Source organism: Streptomyces sp. NPDC047072 (genome assembly GCF_040643855.1).
Taxonomy (GTDB): domain Bacteria; phylum Actinomycetota; class Actinomycetes; order Streptomycetales; family Streptomycetaceae; genus Streptomyces.
On sequence record NZ_JBEYVC010000066.1, the window covers coordinates 1 to 21,146 of the forward strand.

21 protein-coding genes and 1 pseudogene are annotated in these 21,146 nt (G+C 71.4%); 15 read left to right on the forward strand and 7 right to left on the reverse strand.

From position 1 onward, the window contains the following. Positions 1–199, reverse strand: a 199-nt coding sequence (locus tag ABZ896_RS26055) for an SDR family NAD(P)-dependent oxidoreductase (protein WP_360933755.1), incomplete at its 3' end; no start/stop codon positions are given. 1 nt (position 200) lies between these two features. Continuing rightward, a complete protein-coding gene (locus tag ABZ896_RS26060; RefSeq protein ID WP_360933758.1) occupies positions 201–941 on the reverse strand; it encodes an SDR family oxidoreductase in 741 nt (246 codons plus the stop codon). Between the two features lie 56 nt (positions 942–997). Between ABZ896_RS26060 and ABZ896_RS26065 the strand changes: the two genes are divergently transcribed. Genes ABZ896_RS26065 through ABZ896_RS26080 form a run of 4 tightly spaced genes read left to right on the forward strand, consistent with a single transcriptional unit; the run spans position 998 to position 4,304 of the window. Next, a complete protein-coding gene (locus ABZ896_RS26065; RefSeq protein ID WP_360933760.1) occupies positions 998–1,741 on the forward strand; it encodes an enoyl-CoA hydratase family protein in 744 nt (247 codons plus the stop codon). Then, complete coding sequence (locus tag ABZ896_RS26070; protein WP_360933763.1) at positions 1,742–2,548, forward strand: CoA-transferase; 807 nt, start codon at positions 1,742–1,744, stop codon at positions 2,546–2,548. Further along, positions 2,545–3,255, forward strand: coding sequence for a CoA-transferase (locus ABZ896_RS26075; protein WP_360933766.1), 711 nt, complete (start codon positions 2,545–2,547; stop codon positions 3,253–3,255). Before ABZ896_RS26070 ends, ABZ896_RS26075 begins: the two co-directional genes overlap by 4 nt. Then, positions 3,255–4,304 (forward strand): nitronate monooxygenase, encoded by a 1,050-nt coding sequence (locus ABZ896_RS26080; protein ID WP_360933769.1) that lies wholly within the window; start codon positions 3,255–3,257, stop codon positions 4,302–4,304. Before ABZ896_RS26075 ends, ABZ896_RS26080 begins: the two co-directional genes overlap by 1 nt. Here ABZ896_RS26080 and ABZ896_RS26085 read toward each other — a convergent pair. From ABZ896_RS26085 to ABZ896_RS26095, 3 genes are read right to left on the reverse strand one after another with little or no spacing between them, the layout of a single operon-like run. Beyond that, positions 4,288–5,445, reverse strand: a complete 1,158-nt coding sequence (locus ABZ896_RS26085; RefSeq protein ID WP_360933772.1) for an acetyl-CoA C-acetyltransferase — start codon at positions 5,443–5,445, stop codon at positions 4,288–4,290. The genes ABZ896_RS26080 and ABZ896_RS26085 overlap by 17 nt on opposite strands. Before the next feature lie 23 nt (positions 5,446–5,468). Then, on the reverse strand, positions 5,469–6,080 hold the full coding sequence (locus ABZ896_RS26090; RefSeq protein WP_360933775.1) for a TetR/AcrR family transcriptional regulator: 612 nt from the start codon (positions 6,078–6,080) through the stop codon (positions 5,469–5,471). Positions 6,081–6,095: 15 nt separating this feature from the next. Further along, positions 6,096–6,881 carry an SDR family oxidoreductase gene (locus ABZ896_RS26095; RefSeq protein ID WP_360933778.1) on the reverse strand — a complete coding sequence of 262 codons (786 nt, stop codon included), beginning with the start codon at positions 6,879–6,881 and terminating at the stop codon, positions 6,096–6,098. Positions 6,882–6,928: 47 nt separating this feature from the next. Between ABZ896_RS26095 and ABZ896_RS26100 the strand changes: the two genes are divergently transcribed. Together ABZ896_RS26100 and ABZ896_RS26105 are read left to right on the forward strand one after the other, a co-directional pair. Beyond that, positions 6,929–8,068, forward strand: a complete 1,140-nt coding sequence (locus tag ABZ896_RS26100) for an acyl-CoA dehydrogenase family protein (protein ID WP_360933781.1) — start codon at positions 6,929–6,931, stop codon at positions 8,066–8,068. Positions 8,069–8,156: 88 nt separating this feature from the next. After that, a complete protein-coding gene (locus ABZ896_RS26105; protein WP_360933783.1) occupies positions 8,157–9,122 on the forward strand; it encodes an acyl-CoA dehydrogenase family protein in 966 nt (321 codons plus the stop codon). Here the strand turns inward: ABZ896_RS26105 and ABZ896_RS26110 are convergent. Further along, positions 9,097–10,737, reverse strand: coding sequence for a cytochrome bc complex cytochrome b subunit (locus tag ABZ896_RS26110; protein ID WP_360933786.1), 1,641 nt, complete (start codon positions 10,735–10,737; stop codon positions 9,097–9,099). The two genes, ABZ896_RS26105 and ABZ896_RS26110, sit on opposite strands and share 26 nt — an antisense overlap. Positions 10,738–10,810: 73 nt before the next feature. After that, on the reverse strand, positions 10,811–11,527 hold the full coding sequence (locus ABZ896_RS26115) for a VWA domain-containing protein (RefSeq protein WP_360933789.1): 717 nt from the start codon (positions 11,525–11,527) through the stop codon (positions 10,811–10,813). Between the two features lie 98 nt (positions 11,528–11,625). Between ABZ896_RS26115 and ABZ896_RS26120 the strand changes: the two genes are divergently transcribed. From ABZ896_RS26120 to ABZ896_RS26160, 9 genes and pseudogenes are all read left to right on the forward strand, one after another. Next, entirely contained in the window at positions 11,626–12,543 is a 918-nt protein-coding gene (locus ABZ896_RS26120) for a rhomboid family intramembrane serine protease (RefSeq protein ID WP_360933792.1), read from the forward strand. After that, positions 12,540–13,382 (forward strand): annotated as a pseudogene (locus ABZ896_RS26125) (chitosanase); the annotation flags it as partial. The gene ABZ896_RS26120 and the pseudogene ABZ896_RS26125, both read left to right, overlap by 4 nt. A 48-nt stretch (positions 13,383–13,430) precedes the next feature. After that, positions 13,431–14,030, forward strand: a complete 600-nt coding sequence (locus tag ABZ896_RS26130; RefSeq protein ID WP_360933879.1) for an acyltransferase — start codon at positions 13,431–13,433, stop codon at positions 14,028–14,030. A 268-nt stretch (positions 14,031–14,298) separates the two neighbouring features. Beyond that, positions 14,299–15,462, forward strand: a complete 1,164-nt coding sequence (locus tag ABZ896_RS26135) for a hypothetical protein (RefSeq protein WP_360933795.1) — start codon at positions 14,299–14,301, stop codon at positions 15,460–15,462. Between the two features lie 68 nt (positions 15,463–15,530). Next, positions 15,531–16,253: a WecB/TagA/CpsF family glycosyltransferase gene (locus tag ABZ896_RS26140; protein ID WP_360933798.1), complete on the forward strand. Its 723-nt coding sequence runs from the start codon at positions 15,531–15,533 to the stop codon at positions 16,251–16,253. Further along, positions 16,253–17,512, forward strand: a complete 1,260-nt coding sequence (locus ABZ896_RS26145) for a nucleotide sugar dehydrogenase (RefSeq protein WP_360933801.1) — start codon at positions 16,253–16,255, stop codon at positions 17,510–17,512. Before ABZ896_RS26140 ends, ABZ896_RS26145 begins: the two co-directional genes overlap by 1 nt. Before the next feature lie 3 nt (positions 17,513–17,515). Further along, positions 17,516–18,646, forward strand: coding sequence for a UDP-N-acetylglucosamine 2-epimerase (non-hydrolyzing) (gene wecB, locus ABZ896_RS26150; RefSeq protein WP_360933804.1), 1,131 nt, complete (start codon positions 17,516–17,518; stop codon positions 18,644–18,646). Between the two features lie 51 nt (positions 18,647–18,697). Further along, entirely contained in the window at positions 18,698–19,609 is a 912-nt protein-coding gene (locus ABZ896_RS26155) for a Wzz/FepE/Etk N-terminal domain-containing protein (protein WP_360933807.1), read from the forward strand. Further along, the gene (locus tag ABZ896_RS26160; RefSeq protein WP_360933810.1) at positions 19,572–21,143 is read left to right on the forward strand and encodes an oligosaccharide flippase family protein; all 1,572 of its coding nucleotides are present in this window, start codon (positions 19,572–19,574) and stop codon (positions 21,141–21,143) included. The genes ABZ896_RS26155 and ABZ896_RS26160 overlap by 38 nt, the downstream gene beginning before the upstream one ends. Positions 21,144–21,146 lie beyond the last annotated feature (3 nt).

Here is a 21,146-nt window from a genome sequence, read left to right on the forward strand (position 1 = left end):
GACCTCGCCGGACGGCCGCCGCAGACTCGTCGCCCGCCGCCCCGACAAGGGCCAGATCGTGGCCCTGCTCCTCATGGTCGTCGTGGCCGTTGACGACGACCCGTGCGCCCTCGGCGGCGAAGGCGAGCGCGTGGGCCCGGCCGAGGCCGCGGCCCGCGCCGGTGACGACGACGACCCGGCCGTCGCAGATTCCGGTCATCTCACGTCTCCTTGTTGGCAGTCGAGGCATCCAGGAACGCCGGCCGCTCCCCGCCCCCGTGCACATGGAGCGAGGCCCCGCTGATGTAGGCGGCCGCGTCCGAGGCGAGGAAGACGGCGGCTGAGCCCACGTCGGCGGGGGTGGCCAGCCGGCCGAGCGGGACCGTGCGGGAGACGGCGGCGATGCCCTCCTCGTCGCCGTAGAACAGGTCCGAGCGCTCGGTGCGGACCATGCCGACGACCAGGGTGTTCACCCTGACCTCCGGCGCCCACTCGACGGCCATCGAGCGGGCGAGGTTCTCCAGCCCGGCCTTCGCCGCCCCGTACGCGGCCGCGCCGGGCGAGGGCCGGCCGCCGCTCACGCTGCCGATCATGACGACCGACCCTCTGGCCCGCTTCAGGTGCTCGTAGGCGGCCAGAGAGACCGTCAGCGGGGCGAGGAGGTTCAACTCCAGGACCCTGAGGTGCCGTTCGGTCTCCAGGTCGGCCAGCAGCCGGTACGGCGCCCCGCCCGCATTGTTCACCAGGACGTCCACGCGCGGGAGTTCGGCGAAGAAGCGCCGTACCGCGTCGGCGTCCCGGACGTCGAGGGGCGTGAACTCCGTCTTCGGCAGCGGGACTTCGGGTGGTCGGCGGGCGCAGACGACGACCTCGGCACCCGCCTCGGCGAAGGCGCGCGCGATCCCGGCGCCGACACCGCGGGTGCCGCCGGTGACGACCACGACCCTCCCGTTCAGCTCCATTCGCCGCTACCCTTCTCACCTAACAAACGTTTGGTGGAAAGGTAGCTGATGCTTCCATGACTGTCTCCACCTCGTCCCCGGAAAAGGGGATCCGTGTCGTCACGGTCGACTTCCCGCCGGTGAACGCGCTCCCGGTGGACGGCTGGTTCGCCCTGGCCGACGCGGTGCGCGCGGCGGGCCGCGACCCGGAGGTCCGGTGTGTGGTGCTGGCCGCCGAGGGGCGCGGGTTCAACGCCGGTGTGGACATCAAGGAGATCCAGGCGCGCGGCTCGGACGCCCTGGTCGGTGTCAACCGGGGCTGTTTCGAGGCGTTTTCGGCGGTGTACGACTGCGAGGTGCCGGTCGTCGCGGCCGTGCACGGCTTCTGTCTGGGCGGCGGTATCGGGCTGGCCGGCAACGCCGACGTGGTCGTGGCGAGCGAGGACGCCACGTTCGGGTTGCCGGAACTGGACCGGGGCGCGCTGGGCGCGGCGACGCATCTGGCCCGGCTGGTTCCCCAACACCTCATGCGTGCCCTGTACTTCACCTCGCGCACGGTCACGGCGGCCGAGCTGCACACGCACGGGTCGGTGTGGCGGGTCGTGCCGCGCGCGGAACTCGCGGACGCGGCACTGGAGTTGGCCCGCGAGATCGCCGCGAAGGACGGCGAGCTGCTGCGCCTGGCCAAGGCCGCCATCAACGGCATCGACCCGGTCGACGTGCGCCGCAGCTACCGCTTCGAGCAGGGCTTCACCTACGAGGCGAGCACCGCCGGGGTGGCCGACCGCGTCCGTGACAGGTTCGGGAAGGAGGGCCGTTAGATGACCGACAAGACGATGACCGCCGACGAGGCGGCCTCCCGGCTGCACAGCGGCATGACCCTCGGCATCGGCGGCTGGGGCTCCCGCCGCAAACCCATGGCGCTAGTGCGCGCGTTGCTGCGGTCCGACATCACGGACCTCACCGTCGTCTCCTACGGCGGCCCCGACGTGGGCATGCTCGCCGCCGCCGGACGGATCCGGAAGCTGGTCGCCGCCTTCGTCACCCTCGACTCGATCCCGCTCGAACCGCACTACCGGGCGGCCCGCGAGCGCGGCGCCTTCGAACTCATGGAGATCGACGAGGCGATGTTCATGTGGGGGCTGCGCGCGGCGGCGAACCGGCTGCCGTTCCTGCCGGTGCGGGCCGGGATCGGCTCGGACGTGATGCGGGTCAACCCCGGTCTGCGGACGGTCACTTCGCCGTACGACGACGGGGAGACGTTCGTGGCGATGCCGGCCCTGCGCCTGGACGCGGCGCTGGTCCACGTCAACCGCGCCGACCGGCTGGGCAACGGGCAGTACCTGGGCCCGGACCCCTACTTCGACGACCTGTTCTGCGAGGCGGCGGACACGGCGTACGTCTCCTGCGAACGGGTCGTCGACACCGCGGAGTTGACGAAGGAGGCGGCCCCGCAGTCGCTGCTGATCAAACGGCACACGGTGACAGGAGTCGTCGAGGCCCCGGGCGGCGCCCACTTCACGTCCTGTGCTCCCGACTACGGCCGGGACGAGGCCGCACAGCGGGAATACGCGACCACGCCGTGGCCGGAGTTCGCCGCACGGTATCTCGACGGGAGGACGACATGACGGTGACCCGTGCCGAGTACTGCGTGATCGCCTGCGCGGAGGCCTGGCGGGACAACGGAGAGGTGCTGGCGAGCCCCATGGGCCTGATCCCCTCCCTCGGCGCCCGGCTGGCCCGGCTCACCTTCTCCCCCGATCTGCTGCTCACCGACGGCGAGGCGATGATCGTGCGCCCGGACGGGACCGCCGAGGGCTGGCTGCCGTACCGGCAGCATCTCGCGCTGGTCAGCGGCGGACGGCGGCACGTCATGATGGGCGCGAGCCAGATCGACCGGTACGGCAACCAGAACATCTCCTGCATCGGCGACTGGCAACGGCCGAAGAGGCAGCTGCTCGGGGTGCGGGGCGCGCCGGTCAACACCCTCAACAATCCGACGAGTTACTGGGTGCCGAGGCATTCGCGGCGGGTGTTCGTCGAGAAGGTCGACCTGGTGTGCGGGGTGGGGTACGACCGCGCCGACGGCGCCCGTTTCCACCGGATCCCGCGGGTCGTCTCCGACCTGGGCGTGTTCGACTTCGCGACGCCGGACCGGTCGATGCGGCTGGCGTCGCTGCATCCGGGGGTGAGCGTGGCGGAGGTACGGGAGGCGACCGGGTTCGAGCTAAGCGTCCCCGAGAACGTGTCGCTCACCCGTGAACCGACGTCACACGAGCTGGAGTTGATCCGCGAGGTGCTCGATCCTCAGGGCGCCCGCGCCAAGGAGGTCTGATGGAGACTGCTCTCACCCGGCTCGTCGGCGTCCGGCATCCGATCGTGCAGACCGGGATGGGGTGGGTGGCGGGTCCCCGTCTGGTCTCCGCGACGGCGAACGCGGGGGCACTCGGCATCCTGGCCTCGGCGACCATGACCGTCGACCAACTCCGCGACGCCGTAAGGGAGGTGAGGTCCCGTACGGACGCGCCCTTCGGGGTCAATCTGCGGGCGGACGCGGCGGACGCCGGTGACCGGGTACGGCTGATCGTCGAGGAGGAGGTGCGGGTGGCGTCCTTCGCCCTCGCGCCCTCGGCCGAGTTGATCGGCGAGTTGAAGGCGGCCGGTGTGGTCGTCGTGCCGTCCGTGGGGGCGCGGCGGCATGCGGAGAAGGTCGCGGCGTGGGGCGCGGACGCGGTGATCGTGCAGGGCGGGGAGGGCGGCGGGCACACCGGGGAGGTGGCGACGACGGTGCTGCTGCCGCAGGTGGTGGACGCGGTGGACATCCCGGTGGTGGCGGCGGGCGGTTTCTTCGACGGGCGGGGGCTGGTGGCGGCGCTCGCCTACGGGGCGGCCGGGGTGGCGATGGGCACGCGGTTCCTGCTCACCTCGGACTCGACGGTGCCGGACGCGGTGAAGGCGCGGTATCTGGCGGCGACGGTGAAGGACGTGACGGTGACGCGGGCGGTGGACGGCCTCCCGCACCGCATGCTCCGCACGGACCTGGTGACGGCGCTGGAGAACTCCGGCCGCGCCAGGTCCCTGCTGCGGGCGGTGCGCAGGGCGGCCGCCTTCCGGCACCTGTCCGGCCTCACCTGGCGGCAGCTGGTCCACGACGGCCTCGCCCTGCGGCACGGCAAGGACCTCACCTGGAGCCAGGTCCTCCTCGCCGCCAACACCCCGATGCTCCTCAAGTCCGCGATGGTGGACGGCCGTACGGATCTCGGGGTCATGGCCTCCGGCCAGGTCGCCGGGGTGATCGACGACCTGCCGTCGTGCGCGGAGCTGGTGGAGCGGATCGTGAAGGAGGCCGCCGAGGTGATCGAAGACCTCACAGCCTCTCGATGACCGTCACGTTGGCCTGGCCACCGCCCTCGCACATCGTTTGGAGGCCGAAGCGGCCGCCCGTGCGCTCCAGTTCGTGCAGGAGGGTCGTCATCAGTTTGACGCCTGTCGCGCCGAGGGGGTGGCCGAGGGCGATCGCGCCGCCGTTGACGTTGACCTTGCCGGGATCCGCGCCGGTCTCCTTGAGCCAGGCCAACACCACCGGCGCGAACGCCTCGTTGATCTCGACGAGGTCGATGTCGTCGATGGTCAGGCCGGTCTTCTTGAGGGCGTGCGCGGTCGCCGGGATGGGCGCGGTGAGCATGCGGATGGGGTCCTCGCCGCGTACCGAGAGGTGGTGCACCCGGGCCCGGGGCGTCAACCCGTGCTCGCGCACCGCCCGTTCCGAGGCCAGCAGCATGGCGGCCGCCCCGTCGGAGACCTGGGAGGAGCAGGCCGCGGTGATGGTGCCGCCCTCGATCACCGGCTTCAGCGCGGCCATCTTCTCCAACGACGTGTCCCGGCGCGGGCCTTCGTCGACCGCGACCTCGCCGTAGGCCACCGTCTCGCGCTCGAAGCGCCCCTCGTCGATGGCCCGCAGCGCCCGCCGGTGGGAGCGCAGCGCGAACTCCTCCTGGTCCTGCCGGCTGATCCCCCACTTCCCGGCGATCATCTCGGCGCCGACGAACTGGTTCACCGCCCGGTCCCCGTACCGCGCCCGCCACCCCTCGCTGCCCGCGAACGGCCCCTGGGTCAGCCCCAGCGGCTCCGCGGCCTGCCGGGTCGCGAAGGCGATCGGGATCATCGACATGTTCTGCAGCCCCCCGGCGACGACCAGGTCCTGCGTCCCCGACAGCACGCCCTGCGCCGCGAAGTGCACCGCCTGCTGCGAGGACCCGCACTGCCGGTCCACGGTCACCCCCGGCACCTCCTCGGGCAGCCCGGCCGCGAGCCACGCGGTCCGCGCGATGTCCCCGGCCTGCGGCCCCACCGCGTCCAGGCAGCCGAAGACGACGTCCTCCACGGCGGCCGGATCGACCCCCGCACGCGCCATCAGCGCCTTGAGCACATGCGCGCCCAGGTCGGCCGGGTGGACCGCGCTCAGTCCTCCCCCGCGCCGCCCGACCGGTGTCCGGACCGCTTCGACGATGTAGGCCTCGGCCATGCCAACTCCCAGACAGATAGGGGCTATTCGCGTACGGCGATCCCGTCCAGCACCATCGACAGGTACTGCCGGGCGATCTCCTCGGGGCTGTGCTGTCCGCCGGGCCGGTACCAGGAGGCGGCGACCCAGACGGTGTCGCGGACGAACCGGTAGGTGAGCCGGACGTCGAGGTCGGCCCTGAAGACCCGCTCCTCGACCCCGCGCTCCAGCGTGGACAGCCACGCCTTCTCGAATCTGCGCTGGGACTCGGCGAGGAACGCGAACCGCTCCTGCGCGACCAGCTGCTTGCTCTCCTTCTGGTAGATCGCGACGGCGGCGCGGTGCCGGTCGATCTCCCGGAACGACTCGGTGACGAGGGCCTGGAGGGTCTCGCGGGGGCCCGTCCCGGCGGCCAGGACGGTGTCGTAGCCGTCCCAGAGCTCGTCGAGGAAGGTGCGCAGGATCTCCTCCAGCATCGACTCCTTGGAGTCGAAGTGGTAGTAGAGGCTGCCCGCGAGCATGCCCGCGTGGTCGGCGATCTTGCGCACGGTGGTGGCGTTGTAGCCCTGTTCGGCGAAGACCTCGGCGGCGGTGTTGAGCAGCTCGCCGCGGCGCGCGGGGGCGGCGGTCACCTGGGGCTTCTTCTTGGTCGGCACGGACACATTGTGGTCCTAGGCGCGCTGGCTGCTGACGGCGACGACCTCGCCGGTCATGTACGAGGAGTAGCCGGACGCCAGGAACACGATCACGTTGGCCACCTCCCAGGGCTCGGCGTACCGCCCGAACGCCTCGCGGGCGGTGAGTTCCTCCAGCAGCTCCTTCGACGTCACCTTCACGAGGTGCGGGTGCATGGCGAGGCTCGGCGCCACCGCGTTGACCCGCACCCCGAACTCGGCGGCCTCCAGCGCCGCGCACCGGGTCAGCGCCATCACGCCCGCCTTCGCGGCGGCGTAGTGCGCCTGTCCGACCTGGGCGCGCCAGCCGACGACCGAGGCGTTGTTGACGACGACCCCGCCGCCGGAGTCCCGCATGAGCCGCAACGCGGCCCGGGTGCACCGGAAGGTGCCGTTGAGCGTCACGTCCAGGACCCGGGTCCACTGCTCGTCGGTCATGTCGACAAGCTCCGAAGTCCCGCCCAGTCCCGCGTTGTTGACGACCACGTCGAGCCGTCCGTGTTCCCGTACGGCCCTGTCGAACAGGGCGCCCACCTGTGCCTCGTCGGTGACGTCGCACGCCATGGAGGTCACCGCGCCCTGGAACTCCCGGGCCAGCTCGGCCTCGTACTCCTTCAGCCGCCGCGCGTGCGCGTCGCTGATCAGCACGCGCGCGCCCTCCTCCAGGAAGCGGCGCGCGGTGGCCCCGCCGATCCCGGCGCCCGCGGCGGCGGTGACGACGGCGGTGCGGCCCTTGAGCAGTCCGTGTCCGGGGACGTACTCCGGACTCTCGACGCCTGTCATAGGGCCAAGCTAACCTACCAAACACTTGTTAGGGAAGGACGGTGGGGATGGATCTGGCGTTCACCCGGGAGGACGAGGCCTTCCGCGCCGAGGCCCGCGCGTGGCTGCGCGCGCATGTGCCCGCCGAGCCGCCGCCCTCCCTGGAGACCGAGGAGGGGTTCGCCGAACACCGGGCCTGGGAGGCGGAGTTGGCGGCGGACCGCTGGTCGGTCGTCGACTGGCCCGCGGAGTACGGTGGCCGGGACTCGGGGCTGATCAGGTGGCTGGTCTTCGAGGAGGAGTACTGGTCGGCCGGGGCGCCGGGGCGGGTCGGGCAGAACGGCGTCAGCCTGCTCGCGCCGACGCTCTTCGACCACGGCACACCGGAGCAGCGGGCGCGGGTGCTGCCGTCGATGGCGCGGGGGGAGGTCGTGTGGGCGCAGGCCTGGTCGGAGCCGGAGGCGGGCTCGGACCTGGCGTCGCTGCGGTCGCGGGCCGTCCGCACCGACGGGGGCTGGCTGCTCAGCGGGCAGAAGACGTGGTCGTCCCGGGCCGCCTTCGCGGACCGCGCGTTCGGCCTGTTCCGCAGCGAGCCGGACCTGCCGAAGCCCCACCAGGGCCTGACCTACCTGATGTTCGACCTGCGCGCGCCCGGGGTGACGGTCCGCCCCGTCCAACGCCTCGACGGGAAGCCGGCCTTCGCCGAGCTCTTCCTGGACGAGGTGTTCGTGCCGGACGAGGACGTGATCGGTGAGCCGGGCCAGGGCTGGCGGATCGCGATGGCGGCGACCGGGAACGAACGGGGGCTGACGCTCCGCTCCCCCGGCCGCTACCTCGCCGCCGCGGACCGGCTGCACGCGCTGTGGCTGGCCCGAGGCAGCCCTTCGGATACGGCGACCCGCGTGGCCGACGCGTTGATCGGCGCCCGCGCCTACCAGCTCGCCACCTACGCCGCCGCGTCCCGCTTCCTCTCCGGCGCCACCCTCGGCCCCGAGTCCAGCCTCAACAAGGTCTTCTGGTCCGAGTACGACATCGCCCTCACCGAGACCGCCCTCGATCTCCTGGGCGAGGAGGGCGAGTTGGCGGACACGGACTGGTCGGAGCGGTACGTCTTCGCCCTCGCGGGCCCGATTTACGCCGGCACGAACGAGATCCAGCGGGACATCATCGCGGAACGCCTGCTGGGCCTGCCGAAGGGACGCCGGTGATGCGCGGGGGCTCCGCCGGCGCCGCAGGAAGGGCGACGCGCCTCAAGATGTCGGCCCACCGAAGGACGCCTCCGAAGGGACGTCGCTGATGCGCTTCCTCCTCGATGCCGAGCACCTCGCCTTCGCGGACTCCCTGGGCGCGATGCTGGGGGCCGCCGACACGCCCTCCGTCGTACGGGACTGGAGCCGCGGCGAGCACCGGAGCGGCCGTGCGCTGTGGCGTCGTATCGCCGACGCGGGGGTGTTCGCGCTCGCCGTGCCCGAGGAGTACGACGGTCTCGGGTTCCGGCCCGTCGAACTCGCCGTCGCCTTCGTCGAGTTGGGGCGGCACGCCGTACCGGGGCCCCTGGTGGAGACCGTCACCGCCGCCGCCCTGCTCAGCGGACCGGAAGCCGACCCGGCGAAGCGGCTGCTTCCGGCGCTGGGTTCGGGCGAGGCGATGGCCACGGTCGCCGTCGACGGCGGGTACGCGCTGGACGGGGACATCGCGGACGTCCGCCTCGCCCTGACCTCCGACGGCCTGCATCAAGCAGCCGGCCACGGCCCGGTGCGCCGCTCCCTCGACCCGGCCCGCCGGCTGACCTCCCTGACGCCGTCAGGCGAGTTGCTCACCGCCCGACCGCCCACCCACAACGCCCTCCGCACCGCCCGTCTCACCACCGCCGCCCAGGCCCTCGGCGTCGGACTCGCCCTCCTCGACAAGACCGTTCAATACGTCAGGCAGCGCACCCAGTTCGGCACACCCGTCGGCTCTTTCCAGGCCGTGAAGCATCAACTCGCCGATGCGAAGACCGCGTTGGAGTTCGCCCGGCCCCTGGTTCTCGGCGCCGCGCTCACGATGACCGAGGAGGACGTCGCCGCGGCCAAGGTCACAGCGTGCGAGGCGGCGTACAGGACGGCCCGTACGGCACTCCAGCTGCACGGCGCGATCGGGTACACCGCGGAGTACGACCTGTCCCTGTGGCTCACCAAGGCCCGTGCCCTGCGCACCGCGTGGGGCACCCCGGACGCCCTGCGCGCGGTCGTCCTCAGGGGTGGTGGTCGCCGCTCGTGACCTCCCGGTACTCCTCCACCGTCGGCTTGGCGATCCGGGTCTCGGGTCCGAACATCGCCCGCGCCAGCCGCGCCCGGACCCGCTGCGCGGCCTTGACCGGCCGCCGCACCCCGTTCGCGTCGACCAACGGCCCGATCTCGTACGGCGGTTCCTGCTCGTGCTGGGTGAGGGTGTGCAGCTGCGCCTGCGCGAGCGGCTCGTGCACCTCGACGAACTCGCCGTGCGGGAGCCTACGGATGGTGCCGGTCTCCCGACCGTGCAGCACCTTGTCCCGGTCCCGGCGCTGGAGGCCGAGGCAGACCCGCTTGGTGGCGACGAAGGCGAGCACCGGGACCACGAAGACGGAGACCCGTACGAACCAGGTGATCGCGTTGATGGACAGATGCAGATGCGTGGCCACGATGTCGTTGCCGCCGCCGATCAGCAGCACGACGTACAGGCTCAGCCAGGCGACCCCGAGCCCGGTGCGGACGGGTGCGTTGCGCGGCCGGTCCAGGATGTGGTGCTCGCGCTTGTCGCCGGTGATCCACGCCTCGACGAAGGGGTAGAGCCCGATCGCGAGCAGGATCAGCGGGAAGAGCGAGAAGGGGATGAAGACGCCCGGTTCCAGGGTGTGGCCCCAGAAGGTGATCTCCCATCCCGGCATCACCCGGATCAGCCCCTCGGAGAAGCCGAGGTACCAGTCGGGCTGGGCGCCGGTGGTCACCACGTGCGAGCTGTAGGGGCCGAAGGCCCAGACGGGGTTGATCTGGGCGAGTCCGCCCATGAGCGCCAGCACGCCGAAGGTCAGGAAGAAGAAGCCGCCCGCCTTGGCCATGTAGACCGGCAGGAAGGGCATCCCGACCACGGACCTGTTGTCGCGTCCAGGCCCCGGGTACTGGGTGTGCTTGTGGTAGAAGACCAGGATCAGATGGGCGACCACCAGGCCGAGCATGATCCCGGGCAGCAGCAGGACGTGGATCGGGAAGAGCCTCGGGATGATGTCGTGGCCCGGGAACTCCCCGCCGAAGAGGAAGAACGACAGGTACGTCCCGACGATCGGGACCGACAGGATCGCCCCGTCGGCGAAGCGGATGCCGGTGCCGGAGAGCAGGTCGTCGGGGAGGCTGTAGCCGGTCAGGCCGGTGATGATGCCGAGGAACAACAGGGTCCAGCCGAACACCCAGTTGACCTCGCGCGGCTTGCGGAAGGCGCCGGTGAAGAACACCCGCATCATGTGCACGAGCATGCCGGTGACGAAGACGAGGGCCGCCCAGTGGTGGATCTGCCGGATCAGCAGACCGCCGCGTACGTCGAAGCTGATGTCGAGCGTGGACTCGTACGCCCTGGTCATGATCACGCCGTTGAGGGGCTCGTAGGAGCCGTGGTAGACGACCTCGACGCCGCTGGGCTCGAAGAACAGGGTGAGGTAGATGCCGGTGAGGATCAGGACGAGGAAGCTGTAGAGGCAGACCTCGCCCAGCATGAACGACCAGTGGTCCGGAAAGACCTTGCGCATATTGGCCTTGGCCAGCGCGTACAGGCCGAGCCGCCCGTCCGCCCAGTCGGCCAGCTTCTCGCCCTTGCCGGCCTCGCCCCCACGCGTCCCCTGGTTCACCGATCGCGCGCCGTCCATACGTCGTCGCCTCCCCGTCGGATCACCCCACAGCGTGGCACGGTCGCCCGCGCAAGCCAACGGTGCGTGAGGCCTACGGCAGGATGCCCGCCGCACGCGCCGACACCAGCCACTTGGGGAACTCGCCCACCAGACGGTCGTACAACTCGGCGTCGGAGACCGTCCGCGGATCCGAACCCGCGTGGAAGAACCCGGCGTTGTCCACCGCCCGCCGCTCCGGTACGGCCAACTCGTCCAGCTTGCGCAGGAAGTCGAACTGCTTGCTGTCCGGGTCGCCGAAGCCGACGAACTGCCAGAACAGCGGCAGCCTGGCCGCCTTGCACAAGTACCGTTCCGCGGCGGGCTTGTTGATCGGGCCGCCGTCGGTCTGGAAGACCACGAGCGCGGGGGCGGTCGTGCCGCTGTCGAGGTAGTGGTCGATGACCGCGTCCATGGCCAGGTGGTAGCTGGTCTTCCCCATGTGCCCGAGACCCGCCACGATCCGGTCGATCCGGCCCTCGTGGTCGGCGAGTTCGATGTCGGTCTCGGCATCGATGTCCGTGGAGAAGAAGACCACCGGTACCCGGCCGTCGTCGTCGAGGTGGGCGGAGAGGCCGAGGACCCGGTCCGCGAGGGCCTGGACGGTGCCGTCGCGGTAGTACGGCTTCATCGAGCCCGAGTAGTCGACCACCAGGTAGACCGCGGCCCGCTCGCCCTCCAGGCCGTGCGCGGACAGCGACGCCCCGGCCGTCTTGTACAGGCTGACCAGCGCGGGCGCGGTCTCCTCCACCTTGCTCAGGCTGATCGCCACCTGGGCCCCTCCGCTCTCTTTCCTCGCCGATCTTCGATATTTTGTTCGCCGCCGTCCCCACCGGCTCACCGTTCGTCCCCGTTCCCGAGGAGCCGGCCGTGGCATCCGAGTCCACCGTCACCACCTGTTACCGCCATCCCAAGGTGGAGTCCCACGTCAGCTGCACCCGCTGCGACCGGTACATCTGCCCGGACTGCATGCGGGAGGCGACCGTCGGCTTCCAGTGCCCGGAGTGCGTGCAGGAGGGCGCGCGGTCGGTGCGGCAGGCCCGTACCGCGTTCGGTGGCCGGATCACGGCCGTCCCCATGGTGACGTACGTCCTCATCGCCCTCAACGTCCTCGCCTACGTCGGCGAGTTGGTGCGCCCGGAGATCGTCGACCGGTTCGAGATGCTGGGCGTGGGGCTCAGGGGACCGGACGGCGGCCACTACGTGTGGCAGGCCTCGTACCCGAGCGGCTACCACGCCGAAGGGATCGTGGACGGCGAGTGGTACCGGCTGTTGACCGGCGCGTTCCTGCATCTGCCGCCCACGGAGGGCACGTTCGGGATCCTGCACATCGTGATGAACATGGTGTCGCTGTGGAACCTCGGCCGGGTCGTCGAGGCACAGCTCGGCCGGGTCCGCTATCTCGCGCTCTATCTGCTCTCCGCGCTCGGCGGCTCGGTCCTGGTGCTGCTGGTCGCACCGGCCGACCCGACACTGGGCGCCTCGGGCGCGATCTTCGGTCTCGGCGCCGCGTACTACGTGATGGCCCGCCGCCTGGACGCCGACATGAGCGCCGTCAACCGGTTCATGGCGGGCCTGCTGCTGTGGCTGGTGATCTCCGCGGCGATGACCTCCTGGGAGGGGCACCTCGGCGGACTGCTGACGGGCGGTGCGGTGACGCTCGCCTACGCGTACGCTCCCCGGGACCGCCGTCGCACCCTGGTGCAGGCGGGGGCATGCGCCGTCCTGCTGGTGCTGCTCCTGGTGAGTGCGTGGGGCAAGGTCGCCGAACTGACGGGAGCCCAGTGAGACGTACCGGAGTACTGCTGTTCGCGGCCGCCCCCGTGGTCGTCACGGCGGCGGTCTACTTCCTCTCCCCGGTCGCCGTCGACTCGGACGCGAAGGGGCCCGCGCTCCCCACCAGCCAGTCGGTCCCCCGGCAGACGGGCCTGGCCGACCCCGCGAAGAAGGAGCTCGCGCAGCAGCTCGTGGCGAGCGCCGAGAACTCCACCCTCAACTGGCGCAGCGCCTACTCCTACGTCGAGGACATCGGCGACGGCCAGGGCTACACGGCCGGGATCATCGGCTTCTGCACCGGCACCCACGACCTGCTCACCCTCGTCGAGCGCTACACCAAGGACCACCCCGACAACGCCCTGGCCGCCTATCTGCCCGCGCTGCGGAAGGTCGACGGCACGGACTCGCACGCGGGCCTGGACCCGGGCTTCCCGGCCGCCTGGAAGGCGGAGGCGCGCAAGCCGGCCTTCCGCGCGGTCCAGGACGCGGAGCGCGACCGCGTGTACTTCGACCCGGCGGTCCGCCGCGCGAAGCTCGACGGCCTCGGCGCGCTCGGCCAGTTCATCTACTACGACGCGATGGTCTTCCACGGCCCGGGCACGGGGGCCACGAGCTTCTCCGGGCTGCGCGCACGCGCCCTGAAGGAGGCCGACACCCCCGCCGAGGGCGGCTCCGAGGCGAGGTATCTGGACATTTTTCTGGACATTCGCCGGGAGGCCATGCGCACCCGGCGGCCGGACATCGACACCAGCCGCGTCGACACCGCCCAGCGGCGGTTCCTCGACGAGGGGAACCTGGCCCTCGCGACACCGCTGACCTGGCAGGTGTACGGGGAGACGTACCGGGTGCCTAGCAAGAGGCCCTGCACGACCAGCCGTTCGAGAGAAAGGTCCACCCCTGTGAGCTTCGAGGTCAGGCCGACCGCCCAGGTCGACGAGAGGGCCACCATCGGTGACGGGACGACGGTCTGGGATCTGGCCCAGATCCGGGAGGACGCCCGGTTGGGCAGCGGATGCATCGTGGGCCGGGGGGCGTACGTCGGCCCGGGCGTGCGGATCGGCGACCACGTCAAGCTCCAGAACTACGCGCTGGTCTACGAGCCCGCGGTCCTCGGCGACGGGGCGTTCGTCGGTCCGGCGGCCGTCCTCACCAACGACTACTTCCCCCGATCGGTGGACCCGCAGGGGAAGTTGAAGCGCGGTGACGACTGGGAGGCCGTGGCCGTCGTGGTGGGCGAGGGGGCGTCCCTGGGGGCCCGTTCGGTGTGTGTGGCGCCGGTGCGCGTGGGCCGTTGGGCGCTCGTCGCGGCGGGTGCGGTGGTGACCCGGGACGTGCCGGACTTCGCACTCGTGGTGGGTGTGCCGGCCCGCCGGATCGGCTGGGTGGGCCGGGCCGGGGTGCGGCTGGCCGAGCGGGCGGACGAGCCGGGGACCTGGGAGTGCCCGCGGACGGGGGAGCTCTACGACGAGAAGGACGGCGCGCTCGTCGAACGCGCATGACGCCTCTTTACGTCAAAACGCAAATCCTCGAACATCTACAGGCATAACATGTGTGCGATCTGTGCAGAGCAAGCACAATGAGCGCACGAACCAGTAAGTGCCCAGGGGGGGTTTACCGGGTGGGGACACCTATGCCTGCGGCGAGGAGCGCGGACCGCTCCGCCGCCTGATGTCTGACGTCTGACTCCCGTCGTGCGCTCAGTCGTGCCACGACGGTCACAAGCCTGCACAAAAAGAGGACCCACAGGGGGGTTGGTGTGCTCACAAGATGACCACCTCACGTCTGGCGGCGCTCGGTTCTGAGGATCCGCCGCTGCTCTCGCTCGCCCAACGGCTGCTCACCGTCGCCGAGTCCGGGCTGCCGTCCATGCTGCTGCCCGGCGGCGAGACCTTCGCCTTCACCATGGCCGGAAGCCGGGCCGCCGACGGCTCCTGGCGCCTGGAGCCACGCGGCATCAGCACCCGGTACGCGGCCATCACCGCGCTGGGCGTCCGCTTCCTGCCCGAGGACCGCCAGCGCGCGGTGCTCGCGGGCCGCACCGCCGAGGAGTTCACCGGTCTGCTGATCGAGTCGCTGCCCGCGGTGACCAATCTCGGCGACGCGGCGCTCATCGCCTGGGCCGCCGCCGACACCGACCACCCCAAGCTCTCCGACGCCCTCGCCCGGGTCGACGCCCTGGACGTGGAGGGGCGGCCGCAGTACACCGTGGAGGCCGCCTGGGTGCTGTCCGCGCTCGCCGCGGCCCGGGCCACGGTCGACGTGGAGAGACGTTTCCGCGCGGCTCGTGACCGGCTGCTGCGGGCCCGGATCGGTGACAGCCCGCTCTTCCCGCACGCCACTGGACCGGGCCTGGTGCCCTGGTACCGGGCCCATGTCAGCTGCTTCGCGGACCAGACCTACCCTCTCCAGGCCCTGGCCCGCGCCCATGCGAGCGGCGACGGCGACCCCGAGGCGCTGGCCGCGGCCCGGGCCTGCGGGGAGCGCATCTGCGCACTCCAGGGCGACGGCGGGCAGTGGTGGTGGCACTACGACGCGCGCACCGGCGGTGTCGTGGAGGGCTACCCGGTCTACAGCGTCCACCAGCACGCGATGGCCCCGACCGCCCTGTTCGACCTCACCGACGCGGGCGGCGGCGACTTCGGCGCGGCGATCCGCAAGGGGCTGCGCTGGATGACGGACGTCCCCGAACTCTCCGGCACGGAGCACGAGGAGCCGATGGTCCTCGACGAACTCGGCGTCACCTGGCGCAAGGTGTTCCGGGGCGACCCGAAGAAGGCCGTGCGGGCCGCGCGGGGGCTCGGCACCCGGGTCTCCGCGAACCTCCGGCTGAAGTCCCTGGACCGGGTCTACCGCCCGCTGTCCGTGGACCGCGAATGCCGGCCGTACGAGTTCGGCTGGATGCTCCACGCCTGGCAGGGGGGCCGGATATGAGCGCGACCGAAAGACGTGAGAGACGTGAGAGACGCACCCTGTTTGGGGTCGAGCTCGATCCGCTGACCATGGACCAGACCGTCGAGCGCTGCCTCGAAGCGGTGCGCGACGGACGGCAGTTGGAGATCGGTGTCGTCAACGCGGCGAAGCTGGTGAACATGCGGCGCGACGAGCGGCTCGCGCAGGCCGTCTCCGGCTGCGACCTGGTCCTCGCCGACGGACAGGCCGTGGTCTGGGCCGGGCGGGTGCTGCGCGCCCCGCTGCCCGAACGCGTCGCCGGCATCGACCTGTTCCTGCGGCTGCTGGGCGAGGCGGAGACCGCGGGCATCTCCGTGTACTTCCTCGGCGCCAAGCAGGAGGTGCTCCAGGACATGCTGCGCCGGGTGGCCGACCGCTTCCCCGGCCTGAAGGTGGCCGGCAGCCGCAACGGCTACTTCGCGGACTCCGAGCAGGAGGCCATCGCCGAGGACATCGCCCGCAGCGGTGCCCAGATGCTCTTCCTTGGCATGACCTCGCCGAAGAAGGAGATCTTCACCGCCGCGTACGGCGCCGCCACCGGCGCCCGGGTCGTGCACGGCGTCGGCGGCTCCTTCGACATCCTCGCCGGGATCACCAAGCGGGCCCCCGCCACCTGGCAGCGGCTCGGCGTCGAGTGGCTCTACCGCGCCCTCCAGGAACCGCGCCGGCTCGGCAAGCGCTACATCACCACCAACACCGCCTTCCTCCTCATGACGGCGCGGGAGTTCATCCGGAGCACCCCACAGGCCGCCCCCGTGAACAGGAGCCGCTGATGCGCGTCGTCGTGGTCGGACAGGGATACGTAGGACTGCCGCTGGCCATCCGGGCCGCCGAGGTCGGGCACGAGGTGATCGGCTACGACGTCGACGCCCGGCGGATCAAGAGCCTCGCCGCCGGCGAGTCCTTCGTCGAGGACGTCTCCTCGGAGCGGATCCGGGCCGCGCTGGACGACGGCAGCTACCGTCCCAGCGAGTCGGCCCGCGACTGCGGCGGTTTCGACATCGCCGTGGTGACCGTGCCGACCCCGCTGCACGAGGGCGCCCCCGACCTCCGCTACATCAGGGAGTCCGGCGCCACCCTCGCCCGCTATCTGCGCCCCGGGGCGACGGTCGTCCTGGAGTCGACGACCTACCCGGGCACCACCCAGGAGCTGTTCGCGCCGATCCTGGAGGAGGGCTCGGGGCTCACCGCGGGCAGCGACTTCCACCTCGGCTACAGCCCCGAGCGGATCGACCCCGGCAACACCGTGTGGGGCTTCAAGGAGACCCCGAAGGTCGTCTCCGGCGTCAACGAGGCCTCCCTCAAGGCCGTTCAGGACTTCTACGGCCAACTCGTCGACACCACCGTGCCGGTCGGCTCGCCCAAGGAGGCCGAGCTCGCCAAGCTGCTGGAGAACACCTTCCGGCATGTGAACATCGCGCTGGTCAACGAGATCGCGATGTTCGCCCACCACCTGGACATCGACGTCTGGCAGGCCATCGACGCGGCCTCCTCCAAGCCCTTCGGGTTCATGAAGTTCACGCCGGGACCGGGCGTCGGCGGCCACTGCCTGCCGATCGACCCCTCGTACCTGTCCTGGCGGGTGCAGCGCGAACTCGGCCAGAACTTCCGGTTCGTGGAGCTGGCCAACGACATCAACGGCCATATGCCCGAGTACGTGACGCGCCGGGTCAGCGACCACTTCAACGCGCGGCGCCGGTCGGTGAACGGCTCGCGCGTCCTGCTGCTCGGCCTCGCGTACAAGAAGAACACCGGCGACGCCCGCGAGTCGCCCGCCCTGCGCATTTCCCAACTCCTGCTGGACATGGGGGCCCAGGTCAGGGCGGCGGACCCACATGTCGTCGAGAGCCTGCCGGTGGACAACCGGCTGGTGCGGGTCGAGCCGACGCAGGAGGAGCTGGCCTCCGCCGACGTGGTGGTCCTGCTCACCGACCACGACGGCTTCGACTACGACCTCGTCGCCGAACACGCCCCCTTCGTCCTGGACTGCCGTCGGCGCCTGTCGGCCGGCCCCACCATCGAGGTGCTCTGAGTCATGCGCATCGTCTGCGTCGCCGGGGCCCGGCCCAACTACATGAAGATCAAGCCGGTGATGGACGCCCTGGAGCGCCGGGGCGCCGAGGTGATCCTCGTCCACACCGGCCAGCACTACGACCCGGCCATGAACGACGTGTTCTTCGCCGACCTCGGCATCCGGCCGCCCGACCGCTTCCTCGGGGTCGGCTCCGGCAGCCACGCCGAGCAGACCGGACGGGTGATGACCGCGTTCGAGCCGCTCCTCGACGAGGTCCGCCCGGACGTCGTGGTGGTGGTCGGCGACATCAACTCCACGCTGGCCTGCGCCCTGGTCACCGCCAAGGCGGGGCCGCTGCTCGCCCATGTCGAGGCCGGACTGCGCAGCCGGGACTGGGGCATGCCGGAGGAGGTCAACCGGGTCGCCACCGACCGGGTCAGCGACTATCTGCTGGCCCCCTCCCCCGACGCCGCCGAGAACCTGCGCGCCGAGGGGTACCGGGAGGACCAGATCCACCTGGTCGGCAACGTCATGATCGACACCCTGCTGACCAACCTGGAACGGGCCAGGGCCTCGGACGTCCTGGCCCGACTCGGCCTCACCAAGGGCGAGTTCGGCCTGGTCACCCTGCACCGCCCGGCCAATGTGGACGACCCCGAGACTCTCGCCGGGCTGCTGAAGGCGCTCGGCGAGATCGCCGGCCGGCTGCCGTTGCTGCTGCCCGTGCATCCGCGCGCGGCCGGCCGGCTGGCCGAGATCGGCGTACCCGGCGGCATCCGACTGGTGCCGCCGGCCGGGTACCTGGACTTCATCGCGCTCCAGGACGCGGCCCGTGTCGTCCTCACCGACTCGGGCGGCATCCAGGAGGAGACCACCGCGCTGGGCGTCCCCTGCGTGACCCTGCGGGACAACACCGAGCGGCCCATCACCGTCGAGCAGGGCACCAACGTGCTGGCCGGCCGGGATCCGGCGCGGATCGTGTCCGTCACCGGCCAGGTGCTGGACAGCCCGCCCGCCCCGCGCCGCCCCGACCTCTGGGACGGACACGCCAGTGACCGGATCGCCGGGGTGCTGCTGGAAGGAGGCACGGCGAACACCCGGCCCAGACCGACCGACCAGCCCGGACCCGCCGACCGGAACTTCCCCATATGATCCGCCTGCAACATACGCTCGTCGAACACCAGATCGCTGGGGGGAACGCCCATGGATCTCGCTGAGATCTTCCGGGTCATGCGCAGGCGCTGGTACGTCCTGCTGCCCGGACTGCTGCTGGCCGCCGGTCTGACGTTCGCCGTCACCGTGGTGGTCCCGGTCACCTACCAGTCGCAGAGCACGGTGGTCCTCCTCAACTCCAAGAAGGCCACCGAGGCTTACGACGGCAACCCGTTCCTGAGCACCCAGACCTCGCTCACGGGCATGGCCGACAGCCTGGCGCGCAACCTCAACTCCGACATGTCGATCCGGGAGCTCAAGTCCCGTGGCGCCACCGGCACGTTCGAGGCGAAGCTCGCCGACAACGCGCAGGGGCCGCTGCTGTGGCTGACGGTCACCGGCACCGACGAGAGCGCCGTGCTGGCCTCCGACCGCACGCTGACCGCGTACGCGAAGGAGCGGCTGGAGGAGTTCCAGGAGCAGCAGTCGGTCGCGGACAACGCCAGGATCCGGATGAGCACGATCGTCTCGCCGCAGACACCGGTGGCGCAGACCAAGACGCGGCTCGAGTACATGATCATGGCGGGGGGCGCGGGGTTCGTGCTCACGATGGTCGCCGTCTTCTACGTGGAAGCCCGCAGGAGGTCCCAACGGGCCCTGGCCGAAAGGGAGTCGGGGGCGGGTTCGGAGCCGGGTCCGGAGCCGTCGGCGTCCGGTGCCACACCCGCCTCCGCCCTCGCTCCGGCGAACCCGGCCGAGACGGCCGACCCCGCCAAGGAGTCGATCGTGGAGGAGACCCTCGCCATCCGGCGTCCGCCCAGCTGGACGCGGTCCCGCGAGGACGGTTCCGCCGCAGAGCCCACCACGCCCCGGCCCGTCATGGCCGTGGCTTCCGCCGCAGAGCCGCCCGACGAGGAGCCGACTCATGGACATCGCCCGCGCACCGGACAGCGAGACCGGTGAGACGAGCGAGGCCCCCACTCCTCCCGCGCTCACCGCTTCTCCCGCACCCGCACCACCCCCTGCCCTCGGCCGCAAGGTCCGCTCCGCGGCCCAGTGGAGTCTGATCAACACCGTCGTCATGCGGCTGGGCACCTTCGCGACCGGCATCGTGCTGGCACGCTTCGCCCTGGGCCCCGCGGAGTGGGGCGTCTACGGCGTCGCCCAGACCGTCCTGCTGGTCCTGCTGTCGGCGAACGAACTGGGCGTGGGTCTGGCGATCGTGCGCTGGGAGGGGGACGCGCGCCGGTTCGCGCCGACCGTGCTGACCCTGAGCACCCTCTCCAGCGGCCTGCTCTACGTCGCGCTGTTCGCGGCCGCGCCCACGCTGGCCGGTCTGCTCGGCTCGCCGGACGCCGCGGGCGTGCTGCGGGTGATGTGCCTGTGCGTGGTGATCGACGGAATCGCCCAGGTCCCCGGGAACTTCCTCACCCGTGAGTTCGCGCAGGGCAAGCGGATGGCGATCGACGCGCTCAACTTCGTCGTCGGCACCTCGCTCACCCTCCTGCTCGCCTTCGAGGGCTGGGGCGCGATGAGCTTCGCCGTCGGAGCCGTGGCGGGCAACGTCGTGACGCTGATCGGCTGCTGGCTGGCCGCCCCCGGCACCCTCACGTACGGCTGGAACCCCGAACAGGCCCGCGCGCTCCTGCGGTTCGGCCTCCCGCTGGCCGGGGCGAGCATGCTGGCCCTCGCCGTGGTCAACGTCGACACCATGGTCGTGGGTGCCACGCTCGGCAATGTCTCCCTGGGCTTCTACGTGCTCGCCTTCAACATCTCCGGCTGGCCCGTACGGATCATCTCGGAGGCCGCCCGCCGGGTCTCCTTCGCCGGCTTCTCCCGCCTCGCCGAGTCCCCGCAGGCGCTCGCCCAGGGCTTCAGCCGCGCCCTCGGCGTCCTGATCACCGGGACCGTACCGCTGTGCGTCCTGCTGGGCGGCCTCGCGGAACCCGTCATCCAGCTGATCTACGGCAGCAGATGGACGCCCGCCGCCGCGGCCCTGCCCTGGCTGATGGCGCTCGGTCTGATCAGGATCGGCGCGGAACTGGCGTACGACTGCCTGATCGCCGTGGGCCAGCGCCGCTCGCTCTTCCTCGTGCAGGGCCTGTGGCTGGTGGCCCTGATCCCGGCACTCCTCGCCGCCTCGCACCTGAACGGCATCGTCGGTGTCTCCCAGGCCCATGTCCTGGTCGCCGGCGGCCTGGTGGTGCCCGTGTTCCTGCTGGCCCTGCGCCGGGGCGGCATCGGCGTCGGCCGGATCGCGCGGGCCTGCGCGTGGCCCTTCCTCGGCGGGGCCGTGATGGCCGCGGTCGTCCTCGGCCTGGAACCGCGGTTCGGCGACAGCCGGCTCGCGCTGCTCGCCGTCGGGACGCTCGCCATGGCCGCCTACACCGTCTGTGTACTGCCCAGCCGCGACTTCCTGCGCGGCGTCGACCGGCCCCGCCGGGGCCGACGCCGGTCGTCCGTACCGGTGCCGTCCGCCCGACAGGACATGAGGTGAGCC